This window comes from Polynucleobacter sp. UB-Piko-W3 (genome assembly GCF_018881635.1).
In the GTDB taxonomy this organism is placed as follows: Bacteria; Pseudomonadota; Gammaproteobacteria; order Burkholderiales; family Burkholderiaceae; genus Polynucleobacter.
In genome coordinates this window covers 18,265-35,582 of the sequence record NZ_JACVPY010000001.1, presented here as the reverse complement: position 1 = coordinate 35,582, position 17,318 = coordinate 18,265, and the positions used below count along the sequence as shown (strand labels likewise).

General features: G+C 41.9%; 18 protein-coding genes. 4 read left to right on the top strand and 14 right to left on the bottom strand.

Annotation, left to right across the window (positions count from 1 at the left end):
* Positions 1-4: 4 nt before the first annotated feature.
* The gene (locus tag ICN31_RS00180) at positions 5-796 is read left to right on the top strand and encodes an FkbM family methyltransferase (RefSeq protein ID WP_216257435.1); all 792 of its coding nucleotides are present in this window, start codon (positions 5-7) and stop codon (positions 794-796) included.
* A 1-nt stretch (position 797) separates the two neighbouring features.
* Here ICN31_RS00180 and ICN31_RS00175 read toward each other — a convergent pair whose 3' ends face one another.
* From ICN31_RS00175 to ICN31_RS00150, 6 genes are all read right to left on the bottom strand, one after another.
* A complete protein-coding gene (locus ICN31_RS00175; RefSeq protein ID WP_216257433.1) occupies positions 798-1,553 on the bottom strand; it encodes a hypothetical protein in 756 nt (251 codons plus the stop codon).
* Positions 1,546-2,841: an ABC transporter ATP-binding protein gene (locus ICN31_RS00170; RefSeq protein WP_216257431.1), complete on the bottom strand. Its 1,296-nt coding sequence runs from the start codon at positions 2,839-2,841 to the stop codon at positions 1,546-1,548. Before ICN31_RS00170 ends, ICN31_RS00175 begins: the two co-directional genes overlap by 8 nt.
* A 9-nt stretch (positions 2,842-2,850) precedes the next feature.
* The gene (locus ICN31_RS00165; protein ID WP_216257429.1) at positions 2,851-3,675 is read right to left on the bottom strand and encodes an ABC transporter permease; all 825 of its coding nucleotides are present in this window, start codon (positions 3,673-3,675) and stop codon (positions 2,851-2,853) included.
* Positions 3,676-3,862: 187 nt separating this feature from the next.
* Positions 3,863-4,798, bottom strand: coding sequence for a UDP-glucuronic acid decarboxylase family protein (locus ICN31_RS00160; RefSeq protein ID WP_216257427.1), 936 nt, complete (start codon positions 4,796-4,798; stop codon positions 3,863-3,865).
* 36 nt (positions 4,799-4,834) lie between these two features.
* A complete protein-coding gene (locus tag ICN31_RS00155) occupies positions 4,835-5,293 on the bottom strand; it encodes a DUF2721 domain-containing protein (RefSeq protein ID WP_216257426.1) in 459 nt (152 codons plus the stop codon).
* A gap of 43 nt (positions 5,294-5,336) precedes the next feature.
* Positions 5,337-6,182 carry an undecaprenyl-diphosphate phosphatase gene (locus ICN31_RS00150; protein WP_216257423.1) on the bottom strand — a complete coding sequence of 282 codons (846 nt, stop codon included), beginning with the start codon at positions 6,180-6,182 and terminating at the stop codon, positions 5,337-5,339.
* A gap of 120 nt (positions 6,183-6,302) precedes the next feature.
* Between ICN31_RS00150 and ICN31_RS00145 the strand changes: the two genes are divergently transcribed.
* Positions 6,303-7,928 carry a TolC family protein gene (locus ICN31_RS00145; RefSeq protein WP_216257420.1) on the top strand — a complete coding sequence of 542 codons (1,626 nt, stop codon included), beginning with the start codon at positions 6,303-6,305 and terminating at the stop codon, positions 7,926-7,928.
* Here the strand turns inward: ICN31_RS00145 and waaC are convergent.
* From waaC to ICN31_RS00115, 6 genes are read right to left on the bottom strand one after another with little or no spacing between them, the layout of a single operon-like run.
* Positions 7,920-8,954 (bottom strand): lipopolysaccharide heptosyltransferase I, encoded by a 1,035-nt coding sequence (waaC, locus tag ICN31_RS00140; protein ID WP_216257417.1) that lies wholly within the window; start codon positions 8,952-8,954, stop codon positions 7,920-7,922. The two genes, ICN31_RS00145 and waaC, sit on opposite strands and share 9 nt — an antisense overlap.
* The gene (rfbC, locus tag ICN31_RS00135; protein WP_216257415.1) at positions 8,954-9,520 is read right to left on the bottom strand and encodes a dTDP-4-dehydrorhamnose 3,5-epimerase; all 567 of its coding nucleotides are present in this window, start codon (positions 9,518-9,520) and stop codon (positions 8,954-8,956) included. Before rfbC ends, waaC begins: the two co-directional genes overlap by 1 nt.
* Positions 9,520-10,446: a glucose-1-phosphate thymidylyltransferase RfbA gene (gene rfbA / locus ICN31_RS00130; protein WP_216257413.1), complete on the bottom strand. Its 927-nt coding sequence runs from the start codon at positions 10,444-10,446 to the stop codon at positions 9,520-9,522. Before rfbA ends, rfbC begins: the two co-directional genes overlap by 1 nt.
* Positions 10,447-10,457: 11 nt before the next feature.
* A complete protein-coding gene (rfbD, locus tag ICN31_RS00125) occupies positions 10,458-11,411 on the bottom strand; it encodes a dTDP-4-dehydrorhamnose reductase (protein ID WP_216257411.1) in 954 nt (317 codons plus the stop codon).
* A 17-nt stretch (positions 11,412-11,428) separates the two neighbouring features.
* Positions 11,429-12,484, bottom strand: coding sequence for a dTDP-glucose 4,6-dehydratase (rfbB, locus tag ICN31_RS00120; RefSeq protein ID WP_216257409.1), 1,056 nt, complete (start codon positions 12,482-12,484; stop codon positions 11,429-11,431).
* Positions 12,485-12,508: 24 nt separating this feature from the next.
* Complete coding sequence (locus ICN31_RS00115; protein ID WP_216257407.1) at positions 12,509-13,450, bottom strand: hypothetical protein; 942 nt, start codon at positions 13,448-13,450, stop codon at positions 12,509-12,511.
* 7 nt (positions 13,451-13,457) lie between these two features.
* Between ICN31_RS00115 and ICN31_RS00110 the strand changes: the two genes are divergently transcribed.
* Together ICN31_RS00110 and ICN31_RS00105 are read left to right on the top strand one after the other, a co-directional pair.
* Positions 13,458-14,471 carry a glycosyltransferase family 10 domain-containing protein gene (locus tag ICN31_RS00110; protein WP_216257405.1) on the top strand — a complete coding sequence of 338 codons (1,014 nt, stop codon included), beginning with the start codon at positions 13,458-13,460 and terminating at the stop codon, positions 14,469-14,471.
* Entirely contained in the window at positions 14,468-15,496 is a 1,029-nt protein-coding gene (locus tag ICN31_RS00105; RefSeq protein WP_216257403.1) for a hypothetical protein, read from the top strand. Before ICN31_RS00110 ends, ICN31_RS00105 begins: the two co-directional genes overlap by 4 nt.
* Here ICN31_RS00105 and ICN31_RS00100 read toward each other — a convergent pair.
* Together ICN31_RS00100 and ICN31_RS00095 are read right to left on the bottom strand one after the other, a co-directional pair.
* Positions 15,493-16,413, bottom strand: coding sequence for a glycosyltransferase (locus ICN31_RS00100; protein WP_216257402.1), 921 nt, complete (start codon positions 16,411-16,413; stop codon positions 15,493-15,495). The genes ICN31_RS00105 and ICN31_RS00100 overlap by 4 nt on opposite strands.
* Positions 16,413-17,312, bottom strand: a complete 900-nt coding sequence (locus tag ICN31_RS00095) for a DUF6492 family protein (protein ID WP_216861377.1) — start codon at positions 17,310-17,312, stop codon at positions 16,413-16,415. Before ICN31_RS00095 ends, ICN31_RS00100 begins: the two co-directional genes overlap by 1 nt.
* Between the last annotated feature and the right edge of the window lie 6 nt (positions 17,313-17,318).

Sequence of the window (17,318 nt, the reverse complement as noted above, 5' to 3'; positions counted from 1 at the left end):
GTCCATGATTGGAGATTGGGTTAAAGACTATAATTTGTTTGCTAGTTTCCATATAAAGATTAAAAGATACTTACATCCAGACAAAAAAGAAATGAAAAATCTTACAAAAAAAGTGCTTCGAAAATTGCTAGAGGCAATAGACCCCTCGGATGATTTTCATCGCCAAAGTTATTCACAAGAGGGGGAGGATTTGATTCTATCTCAATTTATTGATGTTCAATCGACTCAGAAAGGCTTTTACGTCGACGTTGGAGCACATCATCCATTTAGACTCTCTAATTCTTATATTTTTTATAAAAACTCATGGTCAGGGATATGCATAGACCCGAACCCCGAAACAAAAATTCTTTTTGAAAAGTTTAGACCAAGAGACATTTTCATAGAGTGCGGCGTTTCCAAGGAGCCTTCAACTCTCCCTTACTACATGTTCAATGAAGCGGCGCTTAATACCTTTGATGCTGAAACTGCCAACCTGCGAAATGGGTTGCAAAACTATAAGTTACTGGAGGTAAAATACATAATTACAGATAGTCTTTCGTCCATTTTAGAAAAGAATGCCCCTAAGAACAAGAAATTCGCTTTTATGACAATTGATGCCGAGGGCTATGATTTACAAGTTTTAGAATCAAACGACTGGATTAAATTCAGACCTGAATATTTAGTGGTGGAATGCTCAGAATCGAATATTTTAAATTTACAAAATAATGAAGTTGTAAGCTTCTTAAAAAGTGTTGGCTTCTACCCGTATTCCAAGACTGGCAATAGCGTAATATTTCAGCCAATCAATAAAAGTTAGATTATTTTCTGATGCCATCTTCTGTAATTCCTCCGACAACATCAATAGACCCATTCAAAAACTGACGGCTATATTTACTAATTTCTTTTATAAAAATGGAGGTACTCCAAGCATAGGAGTTTATCGGACCCTGCCCGATAAAATCTATTTGCATATATCCACGGCTTCTAAGCTCGCCGGTAATATCAGTAAACCAATCAGAGTTATCGAGAATCAGCATTCCATCTTTCTTTAAAAAATCTAAGGCAGATATCGCGCACAATTGTCTATATTCACCATCAACTACGATAATATCGTAAGTGGCATTTACCTCTTTAATACTATTTATATATTCTGCTTTCTCCGTTCTAAGCATAATTTTTTGATTTAGAGTTTGATTACCACTTACCAGCGAAAACCATTCCGGACTTGATTCCACGCTAACTATCTCTTTAACTCTAGACCTCCAAAAATTAGTACTATTACCAGAGCCATATTCAAATAGAGTCGCATCCGTCAAATCTAATTGCTTTAAATATTCAATCGCGGGATATGTGTACCATGGAGAGGCGTCACCAAAACCGTCCAATGGACCGCGGCCCTGTGCTGAGTTTAAGCCGCCCTGCTGCCATTCCGAATACTCTATTAGCCATAAAGTACGAGTAATTCCGATTGCTTTAATCTTTCGCCATAAACTGAAGAATTGACAATTAATAATTCTACTAACTCTATAGCGAAACTTATTAAATACTTTTTTAAGATTAAGAAAATTATACATTTACGCTACGCCATGAATTATTAACTAAAATATCGCCTTGAGCACGATCAACTAACTTTCCGGTGCCATAGAAGTCACCATCCTCAACCCTTAAAACAAAAGCAGATTCAATCCAATCCTCTATCTCTTCGTTCACCGAGACAAAAATCGTACAACGAAAATCACCAGATCTTAGGTTAATATTAGGCCACCTACACTCAAAGTAGCCACTCCGATGAATATCTAACGAGACACCACAACTGTCAACGTTGTTAATATTTGTAATTACATTTCCATTGGGAGAGATAACATTAAATGCCACTAGAACTCTAGCATTCTTGAATACATTAGTCGCATCGTAATACATCCTAACAAATACATCATCCCCGCTTTTCACATAATCCCTTTCTTGACCGTCGGTATCAAATATCTTAACTTCAGTGAATTTGAGATTTTGCCGACCCTTTCGATCAATGCGCTCTCGAATCCCTTGATGTCCTATCAAAGCCATAGAAGAAGAGTAGTGATCTAAAGTTGCCTGGACATCTCCAGCGTAGACTATCTTTCCATTGCAAAGCTCAATTCCATAATTACATAACTGCTTAGCAGCCATGGGATTATGGGAAACGAATAGAACTGTTTTACCTTGATTAGCAATATCAGACATTTTTGCAATACATTTTCTTTGAAAATCAGCATCCCCCACAGCAAGCACCTCGTCAACAAGCAAGATTTCAGGATCCAAATGAGCAGCCACAGCAAATGCTAGTCGAACATACATGCCACTACTGTATCTCTTAACGGGAGTATCTAGAAATCTCTCAACGCCAGAAAATTCAACTATTTCATCAAACTTTAGATTAACCTCTTTTCTAAGCATCCCAAGAATTGCTCCATTCAGAAAAATATTTTCTCTACCAGTGAGCTCAGGATGAAATCCCGTTCCAACCTCAAGCAAGGAGGCTATACGACCATTAATCATAATCTCACCAGTTGTGGGACGAGTAATGCGACTCAATATTTTAAGCAATGTAGATTTTCCCGAACCATTTCTACCAATAATTGCAACTTTATCGCCGCACTTAACTTCAAAAGAAATATCGTCAAGAGCCCAAAACTTTTGTTTAGTCCGATAACTTTCGGAATCAATATCTCTCTCTTTAAGGATAGACTTAGCCTGACTATAAATATTGAAAGCGCTTTGCGTAAGTGTTTCTGCAATAGACTTGTAGCTTGAGTGAGCTAAATTTTGCTGCAGCAAATATGATTTAGATAAATTATTTATCTTTATAGCAACATCATGACTCATAAAAGCATCCTAAATAATGTCTGCGAAATCTCGCTCTAATTTCCTAAAAGTGTAAAAACCGACTAAAAGCAAAACAATAGCAGCGGCCACACTAAAAAAAAGGCTTGTATAAAAAAAATTGGAGTTAAACCCAGTTATTGAAAACCTGAATCCATTAATAACTCCCACCATTGGATTTACGGAATATAGAAATTTCCAATGATCTGGAACTGCCGAAAACATATAACCAATTGGACAGATATAAAAACCTATCTGGATTAAAAAAGGGATCACATATCTAAAATCCCTATACTTCACATTCAGGGATGAAATTAGAAGAATTGGGCCAATACTTAAAAGCACTAGTAAAATCACAAGAAATGGCAAATATAATATTTCGAAGCCTAGTGTGTGCCCATAAAACATAGCGATAAAAAATAAGATAGCGAGGCTAATTACAAAATCAACTAGCGCAACAGCAATTGCTGAAAGAGGCACGATGATTCTGGGAAAGTAAACCTTTGTTATTAAGTTTGAATTTGTAACTACTGAATTGGAGGCTTCGGCAATTGCAGTCGCAAAAAATTGCCATGGTATCAGGGCAGTGAATACATCAAGAAAATAAGGGACTCCATCTTGGGATTGTAAATTAGCAATATTACTAAAAACAATTGTGAAGATACTAGCAGTAAGAAGTGGCCTCAGTATTGACCAACTCAAACCTATAATTGTCTGTTTATACCTAACTAAAATATCTCTTTTAGCGAGTACGAAAAATAATTCACGAAATCGCCAAATTTCTAACCAATATTGATAACTAGTGTTATCAGATCTTATTATAATTTTATTATGCATAATCTATTAATTAAATTTTCGTCATATTTTACAGCAGGCTAATTTAGTGTAAACGATAACTATGATGAATATTTAAATTTATTCATAGGCACTAATAGGTAAATATCATTTTCAAAAACTCATTCGATATTTTTACCGCCAATGCCTCCATACAATTCTTCAGATGAATAAAATCTCCGTAATAGACTTAAGCTACGACCTTCCTAAAGTAAGCAATCGTCTCTTTCAGGCCATCCTCTAGATTAACCTTAGGCTGCCATCCCAGTTTTGCCTTAGCTAGCTCGATATTGGGTTGACGCTGCTTCGGATCATCGGAAGGTAATGGCTGATGAATGATTTTTGATTTACTACCGGAAAGCTTGAGCACAGTTTCTGCTAATTGGAGCATGGTGAACTCACCAGGGTTGCCAATATTAACTGGGCCCGTAAATCCTTGCTCTGAGTTCATCATCTTCACCATGGCATCAATTAAGTCATCGACATAGCAAAAGCTTCGGGTCTGCTGGCCATCGCCATAAATGGTGATGTCTTTGCCTTGTAAAGCCTGAACAATGAAGTTACTCACAACCCGGCCATCATTGGGGTGCATACGGGGGCCATAGGTATTAAAGATACGCACGACTTTGATATCTAAGTTGTGCTGACGGTTGTAATCAAAAAAGAGGGTTTCAGCGCAGCGCTTACCTTCGTCATAGCATGAGCGAATGCCAATTGGGTTTACTTTGCCCCAATACTCCTCTGGCTGAGGATGGACCTCTGGATCACCATACACTTCGCTCGTAGAGGCTTGCAGAATGCGAGCCCGGGTTCTTTTAGCAAGGCCGAGCATATTGATGGCGCCATGCACACTGGTCTTGGTAGTTTGCACTGGATCATATTGATAGTGCACCGGGGAGGCTGGGCAAGCCAAGTTATAGATCTGATTGGTTTCTACATAAAGCGGGAAAGTCACATCATGGCGCATGAGCTCTAAACGGGGATTAGGCAATAAATGCGCTAAGTTCTCTTTTGTGCCAGTGAAATAGTTATCTACCACCAAAACATCATTACCTTCTTTGAGAAGCTTCTCAGTTAGATGAGAGCCTAAGAAACCAGCGCCACCAGTGATTAGGATTTTATTCATAGTTAAACTTTTTTAAACGAAGAGTTGGTATTGAAATTAATAATGTTTAGGAGAATTCCAGCCGGCCGAGCGGTATGCATAAACCACTTCGGCGAGCACAATCGATAAAGATGTCATAAAGGATATCAGACCCAAGACAAAGGTCCAAATGACATAGGTTGCCTGCAAAGAGCGCACTGCACCAGCCTGAAAGAAAAAAAGCTCTAATACAGTTAGGGAGATGAAAATCCCACTGAGCACGTTAAAGAAAATAGCTGCTGTACATAAACGGCCGCGCGTCTTAGCTTCGTTGGCTTCTTTGTGCATGTACCGGATAGTTTCTTCATCCTTGATATTGCCTCGATGAATTGCTTCTTGAATGTTGCGCATGCGATCGACAGATCGAGCAAGGCGAGTTGAGATTGCATTAATCAGGGTGGCTACTGCGGTTAATAAAAAAACAGGTGCCAATGCCAGCTGAATATTATTGGTAATCGCATCAATTGATACATCCATATAGGTGACTAACTTTCTCTTATTGTTTTCTTAAATCTGTCCATCAGTGCGACCAGGCGATCAAACCACTATAGGCGGTAATTAACACTAAAAGTCCGAAGGCAATGCGGTACCACGCAAATGGAACGAAATTATGGTGAGCGACATAATGAATTAACCAGCGCACGCATATAAATGCAGAAATGAAGGCTGATATAAAACCAACGGCAATGGCAAGACTAAATTCACCGGAGATCGCTACGGGATTTTTCCAAAGTTTTAATAACTCATAAGCCGTTGCACCACCAATCACAGGGATGGCCAAGAAGAAAGAGAATTCAGTTGCTACCGTGCGTGGCAGACCAAATAACATCCCGCCGATAATAGTGGCGCCTGATCGCGAAGTGCCAGGAATTAAAGCAGCACACTGCGCCAATCCTACCTTGAATGCATCTAATGGCGAAAGATCATCTACCGAATGAATATGACTCTTTGCCAAACTCGCTCTTTCTTGACGACGCTCTGCCCAAAAAATAATGAGGCCACCAACAATGAAGGCACTGGCAACTGGAATAGGCGCAAAAAGAACTTCTTTAATATATTTACCAAATAAAAGTGCCAAGCCCATTGCGGGAATAGAGGCAATTAGAAGATTTAAGACAAAACGACGAGAATTTGGGCTACTGGTAAAAGATAGGGCAACCTTGAGAAGCTTTTCCCGAAACTCCCAGCAGACAGCCAAAATTGCGCCAAACTGAATAATGACTTCAAAGGCCTTGCCCCGTTCATCATTAAAATTTAATAAGTCGCCGACCAAAATGAGGTGGCCAGTACTGGAGATCGGCAAAAATTCAGTTACACCCTCTACCACCCCCAGAATGACTGCCTTAAGTAACAAAAATAGATCCATAGGCAAATTTTATAGGCATCCCTATAAATCTTTGAGTATTTGGCAAAATAGCCCCCTAAACAGGCATTCTTGATAAATTAGCCTTAAACTGCATGGCATATTGAACAGTATCCGAATTAGATGACAAAAGCCCGCTTTAAACGCTTTCAGATAACCACAATTGGTTTAATCCTGAGCCAGACGCTCGGCTTCATTTCTTGGTCCACCAGCGTTTCTGCCCAAAGCCCAAAAGAAGCCACAAGACCTGCATTACCAACTCCAATAAGCACTTCTACCCTCATTGGCCTAGAGCAACCGCCACAGTTTGTGATGCCTCCAACAAAGGCAGCGCTACCAAGCGCGTCGGCACCCTCAAATGTGACAGGTAATAAAGCTAGTGATGTCAAAGGACAGTTGGTCGATTTAATTCAGCTTTACCAAGAGGCCGCTTTCAGTGATCCATTGTTAAATGCAGCTCGCTTTAACTATCAAGCTAGCAAAGAGCTTTATTGGCAAGGTCTTTCGCTGTTGCTGCCTCAGGCTAATGCAACTCCTACCGGCACTCGTTATTACCAACATGGGGCTGGTCCCACGACGGTATCTAACTCGCCGGGTAACTCACGCGTATTTGATCAAAAGAGTTATACCGTCACCTTAACGCAACCCGTATTTAACGTTAGCGCCCTTGAAGCCTTCAAGCAAGGCGACCTCAATACCAAAATTGCAGACATGCGCTTTTATTTAGCGCAGCAAGATTTAATCATTCGGGTTTCGCAAGCTTACTTTGATGCACTCACTAGCCAAGACAATGTTGAGCTATATCGCAATAAAAAAGGTTTGATCAAGCAGCAACTCGATATTGCCCAAGCAAAGTTTGATGCTGGACTTGCTACTATTGTTGATGTCAATACAGCGCAGGCCGCCTTGGATCTGGCTAACTCGCAAGAAATTGCTGCACAAGCAGATCTGATCGTGAAGCGTGGAGTCTTAGAGCAATTAACGGGGCGTCCAGTGGGCCCTCTGAAGCCTCTGTTGAAGGAAGCAAAAATTGATGGCGTTCTAAAGGATCCTCGCTCTAAAAATAAAGATGCCAAGGGTATTCCGATTGCTGAGTCCGTTAATCCACAACTACCTCCAGGGCAAACTTTAGATGATTGGATTAATCAAGCTGAAGCTGCAAACTTTAACGTCATAGCTGGACAGCTCACTGTCAATTTAGCTGAGAGCACTTTCAGAGCAGCGCAGGCGCTCAATTATCCTTCGGTAAACTTTGTGGGCACAAGTGGCTATAACACTTCAAATGGAACGCCGAATAGCTACTCCCCAGCAAACACGAATATCTACAACAATACTGTTGCCTTACAAATGACTATTCCACTGGTATCTGGCGGATTTAGTAGCTCAGTGATTCGTCAAAATGCTGCGCTGGTGGATCAAGCAAAGGCGAACTATGACAATGCACGGCGTACAGCTGCTCAAAGCACGCGCACGGCATTTACAGGCTTTTATGGTGGCTTAGCGAGCGTCAAAGCATTCGAGGCAGCGGAGCGCTCATCTAGCTCTGCCCTAGAATCTAGCAAGCTTGGATTTCAGGTGGGTACCTTAATCAATATTGATGTTTTGATTGCTTTAGATACCCTCATCACCACTAGATCACAGCTTCAGCAAGCCCGTTACAACACCATCCTGAATGCGGTTAAGCTCAAAGCACATGCAGCAGCATTAACTGACGAAGATCTGATTGCGATTAATAGCCTGCTACGCTAAGAGTTCGAAAGAAGCCTTAATAACCTCTGCTACATTGGGTGACGCTTGAATATCCCCCACATTGCGAATAGATTCTGACCAATAGCCCTCAGTTTTCCATCGAGGTGAGTCACAATAAATTTCTACCGTAGGCTTACCTAAAACTGCAGCTAGATGAGTTAGGCCAGTATCGACACCCACAGTCAGTGCTGCGCCCGCAATCACTGAAAACGCCTCTTCAATTGAAAATGCAGGGGGAACTATTGCGCCAGGAATTTGACTAGCCAACTGAGTACTAATTAATTTTTCAGACGGGCTACCCCAAGGAAAAACTGGATGATATCCACGCTGAGATAGCTCTTTTCCTAAAGTAACCCAGTTCTCATTAGCCCAGCGCTTTGCTTCTCTAGCAGTGGAATGAAAACACAGTACATAGGGCTTTTGTAATCCCGGCAGAATCTTTTCAGGCAAACTATTTATAAATTTTTGCGGATAAAACTGAGGGGTTGTGGATCTTCCCACTAGCGGCCAATTCAATGCGGAGCACATCACCCAGCGGGAACGATCAACCGCGTGGCAATCAATGGGAACCTGAACACACTGCTTATAAAATAATCTGGCGAGGGGCTCATAGCCAGAGTACTGGGTTGCATTTGCTAAGCCCGCAATAACGGCATCAGGATTTTTCCTTGCCAGAAAACAGACTAAGGCAGATTTCAGCAAGCCTTGAGTTTCAATCACGATGTCGTATGAAGAATCTTGAAGGCGCTTTTTAAAAGCAAAGAGCTCCTTCCAAGAGTTGCGGCTAAAAATCTTTTTTTTCCAACGACGTAAGCCAAAAGGAATGATGTGATCAATACCTTTAAAACCCTCTCTGCTTAATAGAGGCTCCAGAAGATGTACATAGCCCTCCTCTACAACCCAATCAATTTGAGCATTCGGTAAACGGGCACGCAAATCCCAAACTAGCGGCAAATTGTGCAGAATATCCCCGAGCGAGGATAGCTTTACCAACAATATTTTGGGAGATGAGCTCTGAATAGCCATTAAAACTTTGGCGTTTTTTCCCAAGAGAGGCCAGCCAAATCTTTGGCATTCATATTAGGCGCAATACCTGCTGGTAAAGGCCACTTCACCCCTACAGTTGAATCATTCCAAGCAAGACAGGCTTCACTTTGCGGATGATAGTAATTCGTTGTTTTGTATAAAAACTCAGCAGTTTCTGAAAGCACTAAAAAGCCGTGAGCCAGCTTTGGTGGAATCCACAATTGCTGATGATTTTCAGCGCTTAGCTCAATACCTACCCACTTGCCATACGTTGGCGAATCTTGACGAATATCGACCACCACATCAAAAACACTTCCTGCTACCACTCTCACTAACTTGCCTTGAATGTTTTCTAACTGATAATGCAGGCCACGCAAAGTCCATTGGCGGGAGAATGAATGATTGTCTTGGACAAACTCGACGTCTAAGCCTGTGGCAGCTGAAAAATCCCCTGCATTAAAAGATTCTGTAAACCAGCCACGTTCATCACCGAATACTTTTGGCTCAATGACTAATACATCATGAATCGCCGTAGGCGTTACCTGCAGCTTAGCGTTTGCAGTCATTAACCCGCCTTCTTTGCAGATAAGGAAATGGGTTGGGCAGAACTGTTGAGCTCATTCAAAATTTTATTCAAGTACTGACCGTAGCTATTCTTACTTAATTGAGCGGCAACTTTTTGTACTACTTCGGCACTAATCCAGCCCTGACGATAGGCGATTTCTTCAGGACAAGCCACCATCAAACCTTGGCGCTTTTGCAAGGTGGCAATAAATCCAGCTGCATCTAATAATGAATCATGCGTGCCGGTATCGAGCCAAGCAAAACCGCGACCCATAATTTCTACACTGAGTTCATTTTTTGCCAAGTAAGCCCGATTGATATCAGTGATTTCAAGCTCGCCACGAGCACTCGGCTTAATCGAGGCTGCGATATCACATACTTGATTGTCATAAAAATATAAGCCAGTCACTGCGTAATTGCTTCTAGGCTGCTTAGGCTTTTCTTCAATCGAAAGTGCTTTGTAAGCTTTATCAAACTCTACAACACCATAGCGCTCTGGATCATTCACGTGATAGGCAAACACAGTGGCGCCAGTGCTTCTATCATTTGCACTATAGAGCTGATCTACTAGCTCATGTCCATAAAAAATATTGTCACCGAGCACTAAAGCGCTTGGCTTATTGCCAACAAAGTTTTTGCCTAAGGTAAACGCTTGCGCCAAACCATCGGGGGAAGGCTGTACACGGTATTCAATATTAAGGCCCCACTGCGAGCCATCACCAAGTAACTCAGAGAATCGAGGGGTGTCATGTGGCGTAGAAATCAACAAAATGTCGCGAATGCCAGCGAGCATCAAAGTACTTAAAGGATAGTAGACCATAGGCTTGTCGTAGACAGGCATGAGTTGCTTTGAAACCGCTTGGGTAACCGGATATAAACGTGTGCCCGATCCACCTGCCAAAATAATGCCTTTCCGATTTACTGCCATACATTTAACCCTTAAATAAGTCCGTCTCTTGCAAGACCAGCAACATAAGACTGAACTTCTGTTGTCCAAGCCTTGTTCCAATGCTGCAATTTTGACATATCGCCACCCTCTTCTAAAGCTAGGCGCAATTTGGAGTTATCCAGACATGAATTGGCTGGCCTAGGAGCTGCTACTGGGTATTGCGCAGTTAGGATCGACACAATGTCATGTGGTTTTAGCTTCAGAGCAATATTGGCATCCAGTGCTGCCTGCGCAGCTAATACCGCCAGCTCATGCCAGTTGGTTTTCCCAGAGGGAACCGCATGATAAATGCCTGAGGTGAATTTTCTGAGCCTGAACTGTGAATCTAGAACCAAGTCTAAGCTAACTTGGGCTAACCAATCGGCATTCGTTGGCACGCCATACTGGTCAGAAATGACTTTCAGATCCTCACGCTCTTTGGCTAGACGCAAAATGGTGCGAATAAAGTTGGCGCCATCACCATATACCCAGCTTGTGCGAAAGATAGCGTATTGACCTGAGGAGCGATTGGCAAAAACTTTTTCAATAGCTTCTTCGCCTGCAGCCTTACTCTTGCCATAAATGTTGATTGGTTTGCGAGGATCGCTCTCAATATAGGGGCTATCTTTGCTACCATCAAATACGTAGTCTGTTGAGTAATGCAGGAGAGTGCTGCCGTGTTTTGTGGCATATTGCGCCATCATCTCAGGCGCTTTAGCATTGATTGCAAATGCCAAGTCTTGCTCAGTCTCCGCCTTATCCACAGCCGTATAGGCAGCAGCATTAATGATGAGATCTGGCTTGGACAAATTTAGGAGATCGCTTAAAGCTGCGGCATTACTTAAGTCGCATTGATTGCGGCCAATATATTGAATGCTGATCTCGAAGGCTAGCGGCGCTTTCTGAAAAAGGTTTTGAAATGCCTTTCCCAGTTGACCATCCTTGCCAAATATAAGGATATTCATTCGTTCTTTAATTGAATCTAGTTGTACTGCTTTTGTAACCAGTCTCGATAAGAGCCGCTGACTACACCCTCGATCCAAACTGGATTATCTAGATACCATTGCACCGTTTTACGAATGCCGGTATCAAATGTTTCGGCAGGACGCCAGCCAAGTTCGCGCTCTACTTTACTCGCATCAATTGCATAACGACGATCATGGCCAGGGCGATCTTTTACAAAAGTAATTTGCTCAGCATAGGGCTTTCCATCTGAGCGAGGCTTTAATTCATCGAGAATGCGGCAAATCGTTTTCACAACATCAATATTGGCTTTTTCATTCCAGCCGCCGATGTTATAGGTCTCACCTAATTTTCCCTTGGCCAGTACTTCACGAATTGCAGAGCAATGATCGCCTACATAGAGCCAGTCGCGAATCTGCTGACCATCGCCATAGATAGGTAAAGGCTTGCCATTTAAGGCATTGAGAATCACCAAAGGAATTAATTTCTCAGGAAAGTGGTAAGGGCCATAGTTATTAGAGCAATTGGTTGTCACGACTGGAAAGTCGTAAGTATGAAACCAGGCGCGAACTAGGTGATCAGAGGCTGCCTTGGAGGCAGAGTATGGGCTATTAGGCTCATAAGGGTTGGTTTCAGTAAATGCAGGATCGCTTGCAGATAGAGAACCATAGACCTCATCAGTTGAAACATGATGAAAGCGAAATTTTTCTTGAGCAACATCCTCAAGACTATTCCAATATTCACGAGCACACTCTAATAAATTAAATGTACCCATAATATTGGTTTGTACAAACTCGGCCGGCCCATGAATCGAGCGATCTACATGGCTCTCAGCAGCAAAATTGACGATGGCGCGCGGTTGATACTCTTTTAATAATTTAGTAACTAACTCTTTATCACCAATATCGCCATGAACAAAAATATGACGCGGATCATTTTTTAAAGAGTCCAGGGTAGCTAAATTTCCGGCATACGTTAACTTATCCAAATTAACAATGTCTTCGCTAGAATCGGCTAACCAATCCAGCACGAAGTTACCGCCAATAAATCCAGCACCACCAGTCACTAATATCATGTTCTTGATCTATCAAATATGCGATTAAGGAGTCTGCATCATTTGCAGATACTTATTAAATCGCTTCTTACCAAATAATAAAATTCCTAGCTTCTTTAATAATTTTAATGCGCCGCTAGCCTTGGGTATGGGAGCGCCTTCGGCAATATCGCGTGTAGACTTATCGCAATTAATTAAGGCGGGGTTGATAAAAATACGAAAGCCTTTTTGGCGTAACTCTCTGTGATATGGCGTGTGATCAGCCACATCAATGCCACCAGCTAAATCATCTGTCCCAGCATATCGACCTGCTAGAAAAGCCTCGCGCCTATAAATACCCAGGCCGCCAAAAGCTGAGTCTACCTCTATCAGGTCTGCTCGTGGATCTATTGGAGATTGCTTACAGGTCACCGCAATATCTTGAGCCATATCATTGCCGAGAATATTTTCCAGTTGGCGCTTTTGCTCCCAACAATCTATTGGATTCCAATAGGGATGGCTTAATCCCCAGATATCGTAATATTCGCCCAGCTGATTAGCGGTAATGACATCCCATGGCTCATCCACCTCCCAGCATTGCGCAATCTTTGCCGGGGTGACCAAGCCATTCATACCATCTAAATCAGCCATGGCAATATAGTCAATATCTGCAAAAAGCGGATTTTTTGCAACCTCATCAATAATGAGATTTCTACACAGGGCAATTCTATCGGTACGCCGGCGGTACTTTTCACTCAAATTACCCGCACTCACATAAGAAAAGTTTCTAATGACACCCTGTAGTTCTTCTAATTTTTTCAGGGTATCATCACTAGAATCGCTCTCAACCACAAAGCAATAAATCTCTTTAAAGTTGCCAAGACTTGCTACTAGGGTTTCAACCTCATTCTGAATCGTGTGCGCTACATTTCTAACTGGACCAGCCAGCAGTATTTTGGAATCTACAATCGATTTCCGCGCTAACTTCTGAGATTTAAATAGAGCCATATAAATAATGTTATTTGCTAATTACTATCAACAAGATAGAGTGAAAAATGCCTCTTTTGAGGAAATTGATAGACATCATACCTACAACCCAACTTTTACCAACCGATTACTCAGATCTGAATTTCTAAAACACGGTATTGAGCTAAACAATCCCGATGTCAATCAAGGTCGAGAGATTGCCTTTAGTATTTTGCACGATGGGCAAGCAATAGACCATATTCCAAGTCCAAAATACCTAATTGCGACCGAAAACCCCTATATTTGCCCTCTCAATAGGAGCGAGGCATATCTAAGTACTTTTGATGGAGTCTTTACCTGGAATAAAGACTTACTACATCTTCCAAATGCTATTGGCTTATTCATACCAAATCAGATTCAAATAAAGCAGACACCAGCCTTCAAAGATCGCCCTATATTTGCATGCCTTATCAATGCTAATAAGGCATTTCCTAAGCCCATGGATGATGATTTATATAAAGAGCGCATCAATGTCATTCGCTGGTACGAAAGAAATGCTCCTGAGTATTTCTCATTGTATGGATTGGGCTGGAGTAAGCCCGAACCCGCTTTCACTTCCACTGAAAAAATCACTCGACGCTTAAAACGTATGGCATCCCAAATTTTTGGATACAAACCTTTCCCAAGCTATGTCGGTGAAATTGAAGATAAAGGGAGCGTGTATCAAAAAGCAAAGTTTGCCTATTGCTATGAGAATGTGGCTAATCTACCGGACTACATTAGCGAAAAAATATTTGATTGCCTACTGAATGGCTGTGTTCCTGTCTACTGGGGATCCCATACTATTGAAGAACATATTCCTAGCACATGCTATATCGATAGACGAAATTTTAAGAGTACGGGCGAAGTACACCAATTTCTTTTAACTATCGATGCCGATCAATACCAGCAATACCAGGACAATATACAGAAATTCCTTGCGAGTCCTAAGGCAATGGAATTTGACACAAGTAGCTATGCATCAACCATTGTCAATAAAGTTCTTCAAGATCTGCAACGATGAATAATCGGTTTTTAATTGACTATGACAATCCTGATGCGGGGATTGGGCACTCGATGGGAATCATGAATCGTGCCATCAAAATTGCTGCAAGAAACAATTTGCAATTTGCGTATTCAGAAAAGCAACTTCAAAAATCACATAAGCAGTCCTTTAGATGGAATTTAAAGCAATCCCTACGTAAATTAAGAGGTAGACGTGCGAACGAAACCCATAATATTGGGGATGACTTAAATCGGATGCTGGATCCCAAAAGGATTCTCACTAGCCGAGAGGATCTTGAGCAAAAGATTAAAAAGGGTGAAGTCAAGGTCATTGAGTTACCCGAATTTGAAATTCACATTCCGACGAATGATCAAGTCGATGATGAAATCTATAAGGCAGTGGATGCATTTATTCAGCAGCATCCAGGCCCAAATATTGCCTTTAAGATTAGCAATAATCGATTTGGTGATTACGAATATGGCCCAAGCCGTGACTGGTTTATCAAGGCCTACACACAAGCCCGCGAACATCTTCCAATTCCCCTGATGTTTGATCCAAAGAAGATCAACATTGCTGTTCATATCAGAAGGGGTGATCTTCTCCCAGGCAGGCAATTCTCAGACCTCTCTTCCAGAATGCTACCCGATGCTTGGTACCTAGAAATACTCAATACGATTTTGAATCATTCGCCACGCTCAGTAGCTATTCATATTTATAGCGAAGGTAAGGATGGCCAATACCGTTCCGAAACTGGAGCGCCATTCTCCTGGAAAGAGCGCTTTCAGAACACGGGGTATGAAGTCCATGAGCATATTGATAGCGACTTCATGGGCACCTTTCATCACCTACTTCATGCAGATGTCTTAATAGGATCTAAAAGTGGCATGAGTCATCTTGCAGGGATGTTGGGCGATCAGGTAAAACTCATGCCCCAGATGTGGCACTCCTATAGGGGCGCCAATAAATTACTTGAATTACCCAGCTCTATAGGCGATATCGATCAACAAACTATTGCCAGCCACATCAAGCTAAACCTGCGTTAAGAAACTAGCAAGCTTGCCCATAGGGCAACCAAAAGGCGCTCGAGACGAGTAAATGGCGTGTAGACACCATTTCTTCGATACTGAAATCTTGCATAGATCTCAGCATTCGCCTTCAGTGATACCCCAGGAAATCTGCGATTGAGTTCTCGCAAGAGCCCAATACCGTTAACCAACCTTTGCTTAAAGGGAAGATGGCGTGGATAGAAATCAGGATTGATTCCTAATAGCTCGAGATACTTTTTTTGTACTTCAATCGTGGTTAGCTTGAATTTTTCCAAATGGACAGAGCTAGTCTGGGCAGGATAACGACGATAAGTAATTAAACGCTCAGGAAGATTTAAGAAGCGAGATCTGGCTGCAGCCATTTGCACCCAAAGATAATAGTCCTCAGAAGTCAAAATTGAAGTGTCATATTTAAAACGTTTAAAGATTTCTGCCTTACCTGTCATAGCGGAGTTACATAAACCGCAATAAACAGATAAAAGCGCCCGAAGATCTGCATCTGAAAACTTATCTTTTGATTTTTTGATCTGGCCAGTACCCTCATCTAATACCCACTGGGCGCTACCGCAAAGATCATACTGCCCGCTCTCAAGAATACTGATCTGCTTCTCTAGACGCAATGGATCTGCAATGTCATCTGCATCCATTAAGGCAATGTACTGACCGCTAGCCCTATCAATCATCTCATTGCGAGCTCGTACTACGCCGTAATTCTGATCGGAGAGTATTTTAATAATGCGTGAATCTGTAAAACCTTCAATTACCTGTCTTGTTTTGTCAGAAGAACCATCATCAAAAATGATCAATTCAATATTCTGATATGTCTGATTCAGAATGCTCTGAATAGCCTCTGCAATATATAGCTCCGAGTTATAGGCGGGCATGAGCACGCTAACTAACGGTGTATTTTTCATTAGATAAAGCTTTGTAGGTAACGAGCAAATCGTTTGAGTTTTTTCAAGGCTCTTGAAAGGATCGACTTCTGGCTTCCTCCATAGTCCAAGCCTAAGTCCCAGCTAGATTGATAAATCAAACCTAAATAGTTATCTTTCAACTTATCAGGAGTTTCACCCAGTCTTCGCAAGAGATAGTAGTGCCAGTCGTAGTAGTAAACTCGGAAGAGCTGCTCAATCGGATACAAAGGGATGGCCTTAAAGTTTAATAAGGCCTCCAAATACAGTAAGGTTTCTGGATGCTCTGGAGTGCACAGATCCCATAAGGTTTGCCCTTTTGGCTTAAGGTAGTTTTCATCCAATGACTTCCATACCGCAGCAGACCATATAAATGGGGGGCAAGGGCAATAGTAGTTCGGTCCTTGGCGCCCAAACACAGCCTTTACGCGATCACCTTCTGCTTTGAGGTGTACGGGTGCCTTGCTATAGCCGCGATCAATTGCTAGCTGAAAGTATTCCTTATTCTGATAAATCACCGTATAGGGATTTCCATCATCAGTCAAGAATTCTGCGCCATAAAAGTCTTTGATAAAAATACAGTCCGAATCAAGACAAACATAGTTGGCACATAAATCCAAACGCCAAAATTCAGACTTAACAACTTGCTGGGCTAGTCCGCCAGATTTTGTATTTGCAATACCGCTAGGTACCAGGGGGTTGGCATCAATAATAGACTCATCAGAAACCCATTCATAACCCTGAGAGCCAACGAGCTCAATGAGTAATTCTCGATCTGCAGTCGGGGTTGAAATGTAAAAAGGAATTTGATCGATATTGTGCTGCGAGATAGATTTGAGCAAGCGCCTTAAGCGCAAGAAATCTTTACGATAAGATTTGCAGTAAAGAACGAGATCTTTCAAGATGCG